This window comes from Xanthomonas axonopodis (genome assembly GCF_001304695.1).
Taxonomy (GTDB): domain Bacteria; phylum Pseudomonadota; class Gammaproteobacteria; order Xanthomonadales; family Xanthomonadaceae; genus Xanthomonas; species Xanthomonas axonopodis.
On sequence record NZ_JFAQ01000025.1, the window covers coordinates 1 to 14,634 of the forward strand.

At 65.6% G+C, this 14,634-nt stretch carries 11 protein-coding genes and 3 pseudogenes; 8 read left to right on the forward strand and 6 right to left on the reverse strand.

Translation table 11 applies throughout. The features are described from left to right. A partial coding sequence (locus XAXN_RS02260; RefSeq protein WP_054318335.1) for a GTP-binding protein occupies positions 1–874 on the reverse strand: 874 nt, incomplete at its 3' end. A 52-nt stretch (positions 875–926) separates the two neighbouring features. On the opposite strand from XAXN_RS02260, the gene XAXN_RS02265 reads away from it, so the two are divergent. Continuing rightward, the gene (locus XAXN_RS02265; protein WP_174515478.1) at positions 927–1,322 is read left to right on the forward strand and encodes a MerC family mercury resistance protein; all 396 of its coding nucleotides are present in this window, start codon (positions 927–929) and stop codon (positions 1,320–1,322) included. Between the two features lie 329 nt (positions 1,323–1,651). Here the strand turns inward: XAXN_RS02265 and XAXN_RS02270 are convergent. Beyond that, positions 1,652–3,366: pseudogene (locus tag XAXN_RS02270) on the reverse strand (ExeM/NucH family extracellular endonuclease). A gap of 274 nt (positions 3,367–3,640) precedes the next feature. Beyond that, the gene (locus XAXN_RS02275; protein WP_054318336.1) at positions 3,641–4,159 is read right to left on the reverse strand and encodes a c-type cytochrome; all 519 of its coding nucleotides are present in this window, start codon (positions 4,157–4,159) and stop codon (positions 3,641–3,643) included. A gap of 281 nt (positions 4,160–4,440) precedes the next feature. Here XAXN_RS02275 and XAXN_RS02280 point away from each other — a divergent pair. The 4 genes and pseudogenes from XAXN_RS02280 to XAXN_RS02295 all read left to right on the forward strand — a co-directional run bounded on the left by XAXN_RS02280 (position 4,441) and on the right by XAXN_RS02295 (position 7,507). After that, positions 4,441–5,084 (forward strand): annotated as a pseudogene (locus XAXN_RS02280) (DUF4198 domain-containing protein). A 181-nt stretch (positions 5,085–5,265) separates the two neighbouring features. After that, complete coding sequence (locus XAXN_RS02285) at positions 5,266–5,577, forward strand: DUF3649 domain-containing protein (RefSeq protein ID WP_042821019.1); 312 nt, start codon at positions 5,266–5,268, stop codon at positions 5,575–5,577. Beyond that, entirely contained in the window at positions 5,574–7,178 is a 1,605-nt protein-coding gene (locus tag XAXN_RS02290) for a PepSY-associated TM helix domain-containing protein (protein WP_054318337.1), read from the forward strand. Before XAXN_RS02285 ends, XAXN_RS02290 begins: the two co-directional genes overlap by 4 nt. Next, positions 7,175–7,507, forward strand: a pseudogene (locus XAXN_RS02295) (DUF3325 domain-containing protein). The gene XAXN_RS02290 and the pseudogene XAXN_RS02295 overlap by 4 nt, the downstream one beginning before the upstream one ends. Before the next feature lie 320 nt (positions 7,508–7,827). On the opposite strand, the gene XAXN_RS02300 reads toward XAXN_RS02295, so the two are convergent. The 3 genes from XAXN_RS02300 to XAXN_RS02310 all read right to left on the reverse strand — a co-directional run bounded on the left by XAXN_RS02300 (position 7,828) and on the right by XAXN_RS02310 (position 9,430). Beyond that, positions 7,828–8,355: an RES family NAD+ phosphorylase gene (locus XAXN_RS02300; RefSeq protein ID WP_054318338.1), complete on the reverse strand. Its 528-nt coding sequence runs from the start codon at positions 8,353–8,355 to the stop codon at positions 7,828–7,830. Then, positions 8,352–8,726, reverse strand: coding sequence for a hypothetical protein (locus XAXN_RS02305; protein WP_054318339.1), 375 nt, complete (start codon positions 8,724–8,726; stop codon positions 8,352–8,354). The genes XAXN_RS02300 and XAXN_RS02305 overlap by 4 nt, the downstream gene beginning before the upstream one ends. Before the next feature lie 74 nt (positions 8,727–8,800). Next, entirely contained in the window at positions 8,801–9,430 is a 630-nt protein-coding gene (locus tag XAXN_RS02310; RefSeq protein ID WP_054318340.1) for a TetR/AcrR family transcriptional regulator, read from the reverse strand. A gap of 128 nt (positions 9,431–9,558) precedes the next feature. Here XAXN_RS02310 and XAXN_RS02315 point away from each other — a divergent pair, with 128 nt between their 5' ends. The 3 genes from XAXN_RS02315 to XAXN_RS02325 all read left to right on the forward strand — a co-directional run bounded on the left by XAXN_RS02315 (position 9,559) and on the right by XAXN_RS02325 (position 14,615). Continuing rightward, complete coding sequence (locus XAXN_RS02315; RefSeq protein WP_054318341.1) at positions 9,559–10,722, forward strand: isovaleryl-CoA dehydrogenase; 1,164 nt, start codon at positions 9,559–9,561, stop codon at positions 10,720–10,722. Positions 10,723–10,732: 10 nt separating this feature from the next. Beyond that, complete coding sequence (locus tag XAXN_RS02320) at positions 10,733–12,343, forward strand: carboxyl transferase domain-containing protein (protein WP_054318342.1); 1,611 nt, start codon at positions 10,733–10,735, stop codon at positions 12,341–12,343. Between the two features lie 241 nt (positions 12,344–12,584). Continuing rightward, positions 12,585–14,615, forward strand: coding sequence for an acetyl/propionyl/methylcrotonyl-CoA carboxylase subunit alpha (locus tag XAXN_RS02325; RefSeq protein WP_054318343.1), 2,031 nt, complete (start codon positions 12,585–12,587; stop codon positions 14,613–14,615). The last annotated feature ends 19 nt before the right edge of the window (positions 14,616–14,634 follow it).

Here is a 14,634-nt window from a genome sequence, read left to right on the forward strand (position 1 = left end):
GGATCACCTGCGGCAAGCCGCTGTGCACCATGCGCGCGAAGCGCTGCGGATGGAATGGCCGGCGTGCGCGGTACACGAAGCTGCTGATGCCGTATTCCTCGGTCTCGGGCGTGTGCTGGCCGCGCAACTCCTGCATCCAGCCCGGCGCCAGCTGCGCACGGATGAAATCGAAACGCCCGGTGTCCAGCAATTGCTGCAGCGGCACATCCCCGTGCGCGGCATCCACGATTGCTGCGTCGCGGTTGAGTGCGCGCAGCACGGCGCGAAGGCATTGCCGCTGCTGCACGTCGATGCGGTCGCACTTGCTGATCACCAGCACATCGGCGAACTCCACCTGTTCGCCCAGCAACTGCACCAGCCCGCGCGTGTCGTCCGGGCCGGCTTGCTGGCCCAGTTCGGCCAATGTGGCAGCCGAGCCGAAGTCCTCCAGGAAACGGCTGCCGTCCACCACCGTCACCATGGTGTCGAGCCGGGCGATGTCCGACAGGCTGAAACCATCGGCATCGCGCACTGCGAAGGTGGCAGCTACCGGCATCGGCTCGGCAATGCCGGTCGATTCGATCAGCAGATAGTCGTAGCGGCCCTGCTCGGCCAGCCGCCGCACTTCCTGCAGTAGATCGTCGCGCAGCGTGCAGCAGATGCAGCCGTTACTGAATTCCACCAACGTCTCTTCGGTGCGCCGCAACGCCGCGCCGCCCTCGCGAACCAGCTGCGCATCGATGTTGACCTCGCTCATGTCGTTGACGATCACCGCCACCCGCAAGCCGTCGCGGTTGTGCAGAATGCGATTGAGCAAGGTGGTCTTGCCCGCACCCAGAAAGCCGGACAACACGGTGACGGGAAGACGCGCATCGCGCTTGGGGGACAGAGACATCCGGAGAGCCTGGCGGGATAGAAATGTTATTATATAACACTTACCCGACCGGATGATTTTGATGCGCGCCACCGCCTCCCTGCTGGACAGCTCGGCCATCGCCTTGTCCGGGTTATGCCTGCTGCATTGCCTCGCCCTGCCGTTGCTGGCTGCCGCGCTGCCGCTGCTGGGCGCCTGGAGCCGTGCCGAGTGGGTGCATGTGTTGTTCGCCACGGCGGCCGTGCCGCTGAGCGGCTACGCGCTGTGGAGCACGCATCGCCGGCACGCGCTGCCGGCGCCGGTCTGGGTGTTGGCGCTCTGCGGGCTAACCGGGCTGGTGCTCGGTGCGAGCGGTCTGGCCGGCGATGCGCTGGAAACACCCGTCACGGTCACCGGCAGCCTGCTGCTGGCCAGCACGCATCTGCTCAATCTGCGGCTGCGTCGCCGACATGGGGCGTGCGCGAACTAGCGAGCGGTCGGCCTACGGCGCCATGGCCGGAGCGGCGCCAGGCGGAAGTGAAGTTGCACACGCATACCCCGGTCGATGCGCACCCTGCTGGCGTTCGAACACCTCAACACACGCCGCGCACCGCGTCGGCGTCAGTCGGCATCGGCATCGGCATCGGCATCGGCGTGCGACATGCTGCCGCCGAGATCATCTTGGCGTCAGCGTCCGCCGCGTCCGCTTGGCTTGACGACGGCCTACGCAATCATCGATGACCGCCCGGTTTGCAACAGCACGCTCGCACCCAATTCGCCCAGGCACGCGTGCAACGTGCACAGCCATGATCGGCAGCGCTACAGCGAAAAACCCAGCAGCACCGGGTCGTGGTCGGAACTGCGCCACGGCCCGGGCAGGTTGCGCTTGGCGTAGCCGGCGGCGTCCATGACATCGGCATTGATATGCCATTCGGCCACGCCCCGCAGTTGCTTGGCCATCGCAGGGCTGAGCAAGGCATGGTCCAGCCGCCCGCTCAGGCCGTCGTAAACGTAGCTGTAGGACTGCTTCACACCGGCCACGGCAAACGCGTCCTGCCAGCCGCTGGCGCGCAGGCTGCGCATCGGCATTTCCATCGCATAGGCATTGAAGTCGCCCAGCAGCACGGCGAGCTTGGTCTGCGCACCGGTGGGGTCGGTCTGCAGCCACTGGTGCAACCGCTTGGCCGATTCGGTACGGGTGGCATTCCAGCAGGCCTGGCCGTCCTGCTGATCGGCGTCGGCACCGCTGGCGTTGCCGCAGCCCTTGGACTTGAAGTGATTGACGACCACCACGAAGGTGGCGCCGCGCGCACTGCGGAATGCCTGCGCCAGCGGCACGCGACTGTGGTTCTCGAACGGCCCGCCGGTCAGCATGGCCGGCTTGCCGACCGGGGTGACCTGCGAGCTGCGATAAAGGATGCCGACCCGGATCGCATCATCGCCCGGGCCGCTGCCGGTATCGACGAACTGCCAATCCTTGTCCTTGCCGGCAGCGTTGAGCGCGGCCACCAGCTGCACCACCGCCGCATCGGCGCCGTTGCCGTCGTTTTCCACTTCCATCAACGCGGCCACGTCGGCACCCAATGGCACGATGGTGGCGACCAGCTTGGCCAACTGCGCCTGGAACTGTTCGTGCGTGCGCCACGCTTGGTCGGGAAGCCACCGTCACGGCCATTGCCGTTGAAGAAATTCTCCAGATTGAACGACGCAATACGCAGGTCGCCGCCCACCTGTGGCGCAACGGCAGTGGGCATCGCCGGCAAGGTCAGTGGGCTCAGCACCTGGATGCGGTAGTTGCCATCGTAGCGTTGATCGACGATGCCATCGACCGATTTGAGCAGGCTGCCGCTGCGCAACACCGGATCGGCCGGCAGATACGACACCGTCTTCGGGCTGCGGCCGTTGCGCGCATCGTCCAGCAACACGCGACGGCGTGCGTTGTCGGCCTGCACCTGCGCGAACGCCGACGTGCCGGCAGCGGCGACCTCGCTCGGCTGCCACAGACGTCCGCCGAACGCGGCGACCAGCTCGCCGTATGTGTCCAGGCGGTCGCTGCCATTGAGCGTGAGCGAGGCGATACGCACATGTTCGCCTTCCAGCGCTTCCCAATTGACCGGCGGGCCGCTGAGCATGCGCACCGGCACCGGCTGGCCACTGGCAAGCCGCTCGATGCTGCTGGCGTCCACGGTGGTCAGGCTCGCCTCGCCACCTGCCGAGACCTCGCGCACGGTGCCGACGATGCGCACGCGGTCGCCCACGGCCAGCTCGGCATTGCCGGCCCCGGTGACGAACAGGCCATGCGAGCGCCGCGGCTCGAAGCCGGGCTGCTGCACGAACAGGCCGGCCAGCCCCACGCGCGTATCGGCGGTGACGATGCCTTCCACCTCCACCACGCGGCCGTCGTACGGGCTGCGGCTGTCTTCGCCCTGCACATCGGCAATCGAGAGCCGCTGCGCGGCACCATCGGCAGCGCTGCACAGCATCGGGGCCAACAGACCAACCAAACCGAGCACAACCAACGGGTAACGCGACATCGAACGACTCCAGTGCGTGGATCAAACGCAAACGCCGCCCGGAAGGCGGCGCGTGACAACGAAAAGCGCAGAAACAGGCTAGCAAACCATGGTGAATGACCGCCAAGCACGTGCGCTGCGCAAGCGTGATGCGGCTAATGCCTGCGCTGGTGCAGTGCTGCAGCGCCTACGTCACGTCTGCACGCGACGCGTTCGATGGGTCACGCAACGCAGGCGATGCGCGACACCAGGCGGGAGTCGCAGACCCATCCTCCTCCGGCGACTTGCCAACCCCCTACTTGAGGTTGCCCAACATCCAGTCGACGGTGGCGCGCACCTGCTCTTCGGTGAGCGCCGGGTTGCCGCCCTTGGGAGGCATGATGCCGCCATCCGGGCCGGTGTAGCCCTCGATCGCGTGCTTGTACAAGGTGTCCTTGCCCTGGGCGATGCGTGCATCCCAATGCGAATGGTCCAGCGTGGGCGCCTTGCCGACACCGGTGGTGTGGCAGGCGGTGCACAGATTGTTGAAGATGGTCTTGCCGTCGGTCGTACCGCCGTAAGCAGACTGCGAGGCGGACTTGGCCAGCGCGGCGGCCTGGGCCGCGGCCTGCGCGGACGCGCCAGTGGCGCCGGCATAGACCGCACCGGCAGGCGCGATGCGTTGCAGCACGCGTTTGGCGGCAGTGGGCGAGACTTCGTCGGGGATAGCACGTTGCAGATACGCTGCCAGGGCGATCAGGCCCAGGGTGATCACCACGAGTAAACCGATCACCATCGAGAATTTTTTCAGGAACTCGAGGTCGTAATTCCGCACGCGCTCACCCCTGGCTGTTGGTCGAAGACCTCTGCTAGCGCCGGAGTATAGAGCACACTTTGCGCCAGTCTGACCAGCCTGCATGACAGGTTTCGCAGCGATGGGCTGCGCCCCCGGTGGGCGGATGCTTCTGTGCGCAGGCACGCTCGCGCCGGCTGGCCAATTGCCGCGACGCCGCATGCCGCGCATTGGTCTGTGTTGTGGGAATTGCGTATCATTCCCAACAACCGCGGTGGCGCGGTTCTCGCCTCGCCGGTCCCGCTCTTAGAGAAGTCGCAGCGATGAAATCCTTCCTGCTGTGCTGCCTGGCCGTGGCCAGCATCAGCCTGTCTGCCCAGGCCCACGAAATCTGGATCGAGCGCGACGGCAGCGGCCCGGTGCGCATCTTCTTCGGCGAGCCGGCGCAGGACGCGCTGGACCAGGGCGAAGACGAGATCAAGCGCATGGTCAAACCCAGCGTGTTCGGCACTGCCGGCAAGGCCGGCCCGCTGCAGCGCGGGACCGAGTTCCTGACCGCGCCGCTGGCCGGCAGCGGCGATGCGTGGTTGAGCGACGACAGCGTGTTCGAGCCATGGAAGGGCGAGGCCGGCGGCTTCGAAACGGTGAGCTATTACGCACGCGCCGGCCGTACCACACCGGCCGCAAAGCTCGATTTCGAACTGGTCCCCGCCGCTGCCAATAGCAACACGCTGACCGTGCTTTATCGCAACAAGCCACGCCCAAGGTGGACGTGACGGTGATCGACCCGCAGAAATGGCAGAAGACGCTAACCTCCGATGCCAAGGGCCAGGTGACCCTGCCCACGCTGCGTGCCGGCCGCCACATCCTGGTGGCCACCAACAAGGAACCGGTCAAGCGCGAGATCGCCGGCAAGCAGGTGTCGATGGTGCATCACATCAGCACCCTGACGTTCCTGGCCGAGTAAGCGTGATCGCGACACCTCCCGCGCACTCACGGAACAGGCGTCGCCGCTGCGCTGCGGCGATACCTGGCTTGCGCGTCCTACGCCACACGCGGGAAGCACTTGCGTTTGCCGGCCCACCCGGCTTGGCAACGCTGCGCTGCGGTGTGGCGGTTGCTCCACGTCCGGCGCGCGCGGTGACGTGATGTCCAGCGCATCGCCCCTGCCGCTTGGCTGGTTCAAGCGCCCCTGGCTGGGTGTGCTTGGGCGCACGCTTGCAGCCATCTTCGGCGGCTACGCGCTGGCCAGCGCCACCAATCTGTTATTGGCACTGGTGTTGCCGATGCCGCGCAGCGAAGCGGTATTGACCAGCATGCTGATCGGGATCGTGATGTGCGCGTGTGCGCCGTTGTGGGCCTTCGCCACCGCCAGCGTGTGGCGTGCCTGGGCCGGCATCGCGGTGCCGGCGGCGCTGATGTTTGCGCTGGCCGCGTGGCTGCAACGGAGCACGGCATGAAGCAGGGCTTTCGCCAATCGATGGCGTGGCTGCACACCTGGACCGGGCTGCTGGTCGGCTGGGTCTTGCTGCTGATCTTCATGGGCGGCACCGCCAGTTATTACCGCGACGAAATCAGCCGCTGGATGCGCCCGGAACTGCCCACCACCACCGTGAGCACCGCCACCGCACTGCGCAGTGCCGAGCAGTATCTGCAGACACACGCAGCCGATGCACTGAGCTGGAACATCACCTTGCCAGATCCACGCACGCCGGTGGTGAGCATGTACTGGCAGAATCCCGCGCCCGCCGACGGCACACCTGCCGAGCGCCGGCAGATGTACGGCACCGCCATCATCGACCCGGCTACCGGCAAGGACATCGCCGCACGCGACACGCTGGGCGGCGAATTCTTCTACCGGCTGCATTTCGACCTGCATTACGTGCCGGTGATGTGGGCGCGCTACATCGTGGGGTTCTGCGCGATGTTCATGCTGGTGGCGATCATCAGCGGGGTGATCACGCACAAGAAAATCTTCACGGACTTCTTTACCTTCCGCCCGGGCAAGGGGCTGCGGTCGTGGCTGGATTTCCACAACGTCAGCGCGGTGACCGCGTTGCCGTACCACGCGATGATCACCTACACCGGCATCGTGACCTTGATGTTCATGTACCTGCCGTGGGGTATCAAGGCGCGCTATGCAGGCGATGAGATGCGCTTCTACGACGAGTCTGCCAATCGTGTGGCCGATACGCGCAAGGCCGCGGGCATACCGGCGCACATGCTGCCGCTGGAGCAGTTCGTGGCACGTGCGCGCAGCGACTGGCGTGGTGGCGAGGTGGGCAACGTGGCGGTGTCGCTGCCCAACGATGCGCATGCTGCCGTCGGTGTGAGTCAATTGGCCGACAACCTCTCTACCGACGTGCCTTCCATCCTGTTCGATGCAGTGAGTGGCGAGCGCCTGCAACGCAGCGGGCCACCGGGTGGTGCCAGCCAGACGCGTGGGGTGATGGTAGGCCTGCACCTGGCCCATTTCGCCGGGCCATGGCTGCGCGCGCTGTTTTTCGGCTCCGGCCTGCTGGGCTGCCTGATGGTGGCCAGCGGCGTGGTGATGTGGGCGGTGAAAGAACGCCCCAAGCATCTGAAAGCCGGGCGCATCGGCTTTGGCTTGCGCCTGGTGGACGCACTCAATATCGGCACGGTGGCCGGTTTGCCGATCGCCTTTGCCAGTTTCTTCTGGGCCAACCGCGTGGTGCCGGTGAACCTGGACGCGCGCGCAGCGATGGCGGCCAATGTGTTTTTTGCTGGGTGGGCCACGGCATTGCTGGCCGCATTTGCGTGGCCACGGCGTGCGATGTGGAGCTGGCAGTTGTATCTGGGCGCGGCGTTGTTCGCGCTGGTGCCGGTGCTCAACGCAATCACCACCGATGTGCATCTGGGCGTGACGCTGCCGGCCGGGCAATGGGCACTGGCCGGTGTGGATCTGGTGTGCCTGTGCCTGGGTATCGCCGGCTTTCGCCTGCAGCGTTGGAAAGCGCCGCAGCCGGCTTCGGCGCGACGCGTGCGCGCTGCTGCCGCAACGCCTGCACAGCCGGCCGCGCCGCTCCGGGAAGGCGCATGAACGTACTGCTGCTGGCGTTGAATTTTTCCGGTCTTGCTGTGCTGTGCCTGGCGATGGACAAGCATCAGCAGGAGTTGTGCGGCCTCCTGCTGGGCACTGCACGGTCACGCCAACTGCGTGTAGTGGGTTGGTTGCTGCTGTGTCTCTCCTTCGCCCTGGCGGTGCATGCGCAGGGCTGGGGTATCGGCACAGTGCTGTAGCTGGGCACGTTGACTGCCACTGCGGCGGTATTGTCGCTGTGGCTGCTGCCGTATCGGCGCGGCGCGGTCGTGCCGGCCGCGGTGGCCGCGCCGGTGCTGGCGGGTGTGGTGCAGGTGCTGATTGGTTGAAGGTGGGTCGCGGCCAATCAGCTGTTTGCTGCGTGCGTTTGCATGCCTACACGGCAGCAACGCTTAGCACAAGGAACACGAACAACTGGCCGACGGCATCGCCAAGCTGATGCGCGATGCGATGAAGGTGATCATCAAGCTACGCATGCGCCGGTTGCGTCAATCGTGCTTCTGGATGGCGACCTGCGTCTGGTGCAGCGCCAGCGTTGAGACCCTCGTCGCTGCGTGTTGGGTGTTTGCCGCAAGCACGTGCGGCGACGTTTGCGATACCGATATCGAGTGACGCGCTGCACGTGGTGCGCATACAGTGGCGTGCCCAGTCACACCACTGTCGGCGGATCGCCCAAGCTGCGGCCATCGCTAGGCAGGCGGCCATCGTCCAGCACCTGCAGCACGCGCTCGGGCTGCAGCATGTCCAGAAACAGCACCACGTTGACGCCTTCGGGCCGCGCCATGCTCGGGAAGATCACGCCAGGAACCTCTGCTTCGCGCAGCAGGTCGCCGAGCACCCAACTCACCGGTTCGATCTTGTTGACCAGGGCCTTGCGCCAGTCGTCGGCCCAGTCGGCCCACACTGCATCCCCGCCGGCATCGAGCAGACGCGGATCGGCCAGTGCCCGAAGATCGGCGGCGTAACTGACCAGCGTCAGCGGTGGCAGGAACGGGGCGGCCTGGGCATATTCGGCCGCGGCGGTTTCCAGTTGCAGCGATAGATAGAGCGCCGGCTGGCCGAAGCGATTGAAGCGCCCACCCGAGCGCGCCGCACCGGCACCGCTCAGCGGTTCGGCGGCCCAGCGCGGGGTAAAGGCGCGATAGAGCGTGCAACGCGCCGGGGCGCTCAGCTTCAACCAGCGGCCCCCGCGGCGACCGTGCGCAGATAGGTCAGCGCATCGTCGGTGCGCCCCTGCTTGACCACTTCCAGCAAGGTGGCGAACTCGAACGCGGGGATCGGCGTGTTCTTGAGGTGGAACACCACCTGGCGCTCGTCCGGTTGCACTTGCGCCATCGCCACCAGCAGCCGCGACAAATTGCGCAGCAAGTCCTGCACGCGCGGGCTTTCCGGGTGCACGCGCAGGCTGTTGCGGTGCACACCGGCCAGGTCGGCCAGTTCCTGTTGCGAAAGATCCAGCAGACCGGCCATGGCCGAGGGCGACAGGATGGTCCGGTCCGGCACGCGCAGGCGTTCGGTCAAGACCAGGGGGTTGAGAACGGCGACCATCGCAGGCTCCGGCAAGGTAGGTGCACAGTATATGCACAGTTTTATGCATCTAGCAGGCACATCTGTACGTGCGGTCAGTGCACTGTCAGCTGCCCGCCTGCTGCCCCCACTGCGCGCAGACAGAAGCCGCAGATCGCTTCAACCAGTTGCTCGCCCTGCTGCGGGTCGCCACGGCTGGGGGCGATCGGCCCCACCAAGGCCTCGGTAAACGCGCCGACAATGCACGCAGCAGCGGCGTCCAGCGACTGCTGCGGAAACTCCCCGGCGGCCACGCCTTCGGCAAGCAGCTGGCGAAACACTTCACCGAACAGGCGCCGGCCGCGGATGCGCTCGGCATCGACCTCGCTTTCCACTGGCTCGGCGATAAAGGCGTATGCCAGCGCCGGGCCGGCCAGCGCACGCCGTACGAAGGTGGCGATCGCGCTGCGCAGACGTTCCGCTGCGCTGGCCTGGGTGGCCGCAATGGCACACAGGATGGCCATTTCACGCTGTACCGCCTCGTTTAGAACTTCCACGAAAAGTTCGGCTTTTGACGGGAAATGTCGATAAATCTGCCCAGTCGATACGCCCGCGGCCGCTGCCACCGCGGTGACCGGTGCATTGCGGTAGCCGCCTTCGGCGATCAGGACCCGGGCCGCGTGCAGGATGCGCTCGCGGTTACCGGCCAGGCGTTCTTCCATCAGGGCGGAGCGTCGATAGGCCATGGTGTGATTCTGGGTTCAATTGTTGAATTTTAGTTCACTTCTTTGTTGCGGACCGCTAGTCTGGCCGCATTCGCCGCGCGGTCCGCCCGCTCCCACCCGGCACATCCCGATCCCTGTGGAGTTGTTGCATGCATGTGCCGTCCTTGAACTTCGAGCTTGGCGAAGAGATCGATCTGCTGCGCGAAAGCGTGGCCGCCTTCGCCAGCCACCATATCGCTCCGCTGGCGGCGGCAGCCGACCACGATAACGTGTTCCCCGCCCCGCTATGGCGCCTGCTCGGCGAACAAGGCCTGCTTGGCCTCACCGTAGAAGAAAAGTACGGCGGCAGCGGCATGGGGTATCTGGCACACGTGGTGGCGATGGAAGAAATCTCCCGCGCCGGTGGTGCGACCGGGCTGTCGTATGGCGCGCACTCCAATCTGTGCCTGAACCAGCTGCGCAAGAACGCCAGCCACGAGCAGAAGCAACGCTACCTGCCCAAGCTGTGCAGTGGCGAGCATGTGGGCGCACTGGCGATGAGCGAAGCCGGCTCCGGCTCGGACGTGGTGTCGATGAAGCTGCGTGCCGATACGCGCGGCGACCGCTTTGTACTCAACGGCAGCAAGATGTGGATCACCAACGGCCCGGATGCCGACGTGCTGGTGGTGTATGCCAAGACCGACCCGGACGCCGGCGCGCGCGGTATCACCGCCTTCATCGTCGAAAAGGGCATGCCGGGCTTTTCCACGGCACAGAAGCTCGACAAGCTGGGCATGCGCGGCTCCAACACCTGCGAGCTGGTATTCACCGATTGCGAAGTACCGGCGGAAAACGTGCTGGGCACGCTCAACGGCGGCGTGCGTGTGCTGATGTCCGGGCTGGATTTCGAACGCGTGGTGCTGGCCGGCGGGCCACTTGGGCTGATGGCCGCTGCAATGGACGTGGTGCTGCCGTACGTGCACGAGCGCAAGCAGTTCGGCGAGCCGATCGGCACCTTCCAGTTGATGCAGGCCAAGCTGGCCGACATGTATGTAGGACTCAATGCCTGCCGCGCGTATGTGTATGCGGTGGCACGCGCCTGCGATGCCGGGCGCACCACACGTCAGGATGCAGCTGGTGCCATCCTTTACGCCGCCGAAAAGGCAACCTGGCTGACCGGTCAGGCCATCCAGGTGCTGGGTGGCAACGGCTACATCAACGACTACCCAACCGGACGCCTGTGGCGCGATGCCAAGTTGTACGAGATCGGCGCGGGCACCTCGGAAATCCGCCGCATGCTGATCGGCCGCGAGTTGTTCGAACGCACCGCCTGACGGAGCCACCATGAGCGTGATCGATAGCCAGCTGCAGGTCAGCGGCGAGAGTTTTCAACACAACGCTGCCGCGATGCGCGCGGTGATCGACGACCTGCGCCGCAGCCTCGCCCAGACCGCCCGTGGCGGCAGCGACACCGCACGCGCCAAGCACATCGCACGCGGCAAGCTGCTGGTGCGCGAGCGCATCGATGCCTTGCTGGATCCGGGCAGCCCATTGCTGGAAATCGCCCCCCTGGCCGCCCATGGCATGTACGACGATCAGGTCCCGTGCGCGGGCGTGGTGGCCGGCATCGGCCGCGTGTCCGGCGTGGAATGCGTGATCGTGGCCAACGATGCCACCGTCAAGGGCGGCACCTATTACCCGATGACGGTGAAGAAGCATTTGCGTGCGCAGGAGATCGCGCAGCAAAACCAGCTGCCGTGCATCTATCTGGTCGATTCCGGCGGCGCATTCCTGCCATTGCAGGACGAAGTATTTCCCGACCGCGATCACTTCGGGCGCATCTTCTACAACCAGGCCAACCTGTCGGCCAACGGCATCCCGCAGATTGCCTGCGTGATGGGATCGTGCACCGCTGGCGGTGCCTATGTGCCGGCAATGAGCGATGAAACGGTGATCGTGCGCGAGCAAGGCACGATCTTTCTGGGCGGCCCGCCGCTGGTGAAGGCCGCTACCGGCGAAGAGGTCAGTGCCGAAGAACTGGGCGGCGCCGATGTGCACACGCGCATTTCCGGCGTGGCCGATCATTTTGCCGACAACGATCTGCAGGCGCTGGCGCGCGTGCGCGCCATCATCGCGCAGCTCAATTGGCGCAAACCTGCCACATCGTTGGCGCTGCAGGCACCGTTGCCGCCACGCTATGCCGCCGACGAACTGTATGGCGTGATTCCTGCCGACACGCGCAAGCCGTTCGACGTGCGCGAAGTGATCGCGCGTATCGTCGACGACTCGCGCCTGGACGAATTCAAACCGCGCTATGGCAGCACGCTGGTCACCGGGTTTGCGCATCTGCATGGCTACCCGGTCGGCATCATTGCCAACAACGGCATCCTGTTTTCCGAGTCCGCGCTCAAGGGCGCGCACTTCATCGAGCTGTGCACGCAGCGCGGCATTCCGCTGGTGTTCCTGCAGAACATCACCGGCTTCATGGTGGGGCGCAAATACGAACACGGTGGCATTGCCAAGGACGGTGCCAAGCTGGTGATGGCGGTGGCCTGCGCCAGGGTGCCCAAATTCACCGTGGTGATCGGCGGCTCGTTCGGTGCGGGCAACTACGGCATGTGCGGGCGCGCCTATTCGCCGAACTTCTTGTGGATGTGGCCGAACGCGCGCATCGGCGTGATGGGTGGCGAACAGGCAGCCAGCGTGTTGGCCACCGTGCGTCGCGACGGCATCCAGGCCAAGGGCGGTGCGTGGTCGGGCGAAGACGAGGATGCGTTCAAGGCGCCGATCCGCGCGCAGTTCGAACAGCAGGGCCATCCGTATTACGCCAGTGCGCGGCTCTGGGACGATGGCATCATCGACCCGGCCGATACGCGCCGCGTGCTGGGCCTGGGGTTGTCGGCGGCCTTGAACGCGCCGATCGAACCCACGCGCTTTGGTGTGTTTCGCATGTGAGGTCGTCGGGTGCACTGCAGCCACAGTTCTGCATGCTGCGGCGCCCGCTGCTCCTTTGTAGGCTCGGGAATGAGGTGCTGTCGCATGCGGGCCGGCAATCGTGGACGTTTGCGCAGCTGGCTTGCAGCGACACCGCGCCATGTAACAACAAACCTGCTTGCGCTCGATGTTCGTGCAACAGACAAGCGGTTTATCTTCGTAAGACGACCCGCCGCTACGGCGACGTGCAGAGACTGATCCGATGACCCAGCGCGACCCTATCGCCGCAGCAACGCAAGCGCCCTTCGACAAGATCCTGATTGCCAATCGCGGCGAGATCGCCTGCCGGGTCATCGCCACCTGCCGCACCTTGGGCATTGCGACGGTGGCGGTGTGCTCGGATGCAGACCGCCGCAATGCACGGCATGTGCGCATGGCAGACGAGGCGATGCATATCGGCGCCGCTCCCGCGCAGCAGAGCTATCTGCGTGGCGAAGCGATCCTGCAAGCGGCACGCGCCACCGGTGCGCAGGCGATCCACCCCGGTTATGGATTCCTGTCGGAAAACGCGGCATTTGCCGAGTCCTGCGCACACGCTGGCATCGTCTTCATCGGCCCGCCGGCAGCGGCGATCCGCGCAATGGGCGACAAGAGTGCGGCCAAGGCACTGATGCAACGGGCCGGCGTGCCGCTGACGCCGGGTTACCACGGCGACGAACAAGCGCCGGCATTCTTGCGTGCGCAAGCCGATGCCATCGGCTACCCGGTGTTGATCAAGGCCAGTGCGGGCGGTGGCGGCAAGGGCATGCGCCGTGTGGATGCCAGCGCAGCGTTCGAAGACGCGTTGACCAGTTGCCAGCGCGAAGCGCAGTCGGCATTCGGTAATGCCCACGTATTGGTAGAGAAATATGTCGAACGGCCGCGGCATATCGAAATCCAGGTTTTCGGCGATACGCATGGCGAGGTGGTGTACTTGTTCGAACGCGACTGCTCGGTGCAGCGCCGCCACCAGAAGGTGCTGGAAGAAGCGCCCGCGCCTGGCATGAGCGAGGCCAGGCGCGCGGCGATGGGCAAGGCGGCGGTGGATGCGGCGCAGGCGGTGGGCTACGTCGGTGCCGGCACGGTGGAATTCATCGCCGGTCCCGACGGCGATTTCTATTTCATGGAAATGAACACCCGTCTGCAGGTGGAGCACCCGGTGACCGAAATGATCACCGGCACCGATCTGGTCGAGTGGCAATTACGGGTTGCCGCAGGTGCGCGCTTGCCGCGCAGGCAGCACGAGCTGCGCATTCACGGGCATGCGCTGGAAGCGCGCCTGTACGCCGAAGATGCCGAGCGCGGGTTTCTGCCATCCACCGGCACGCTGCGTCAGTTGCAGATGCCTGCTGCCAGCGCGCATGTGCGCGTGGATGCCGGCGTGGAACAAGGCGACACCATCAGCCCTTACTACGACCCGATGATCGCAAAGCTGATCGTCTGGGATACCGATCGCCCGGCTGCATTGGCCCGCATGCGCGCAGCGTTGGCGCAATTCCACGCGGTAGGTGTCACCACCAACGGCGCATTTCTGTCGCGCCTGATTGCGACCGAATCGTTCGCGTCGGCGAATCTGGACACCGCGCTGATCGAGCGCGAACACGCCGTGCTGTTTCCGCAGGCGCGCAGCCCCGACAACGCCTGGTGGTGCCTGGCAGCGGTGTTGATTGCCGATGCATTGCCGGCAGTGGCTGCTGACCCGGCCGATCCGCACTCGCCGTGGCAACACACGGATGGTTGGCGCATCGGTGTGCATGCAGCGCAGCGCATCGTCCTGGAAGCAAATGGTGAGCGTCGCCAGCTTGCTGTGCGCCCGGATGCCGATGGCTGGCAAGTCACCAATGCAGACCAAACCCATACCTTGCGTTACCACCGGCACGAGACGAGCTTGCGTGTGGAGATGGACGGCCGGCAATGGCGTGCACGGGTGCTGCGCGACGGCGCGACGCTAACCCTGATCGGGGCCACGCAACGGGCCATCTTCCGTCATCACGATGCACTGGCAGAAGCCGACCAACCCGCCCAGGACACCGGCGGCCTCACCGCACCGATGCCCGGGCGTATCGTTTCGCTGCCCGCAGCAGTGGGCCAGCCGGTCGCCCGTGGGCAGGCACTGGTGGTGCTGGAAGCGATGAAAATGGAGCACACCCTGCATGCGCCCAGCAACGGCACCGTCCAGGCATATCTGGTGGCCGAGGGCGATCTGGTGGCCGACGGTGCGGCGCTGGTGGAATTTGTGTCTGCGTCTGCGTAGCGGCGTATGACGGGGTGAC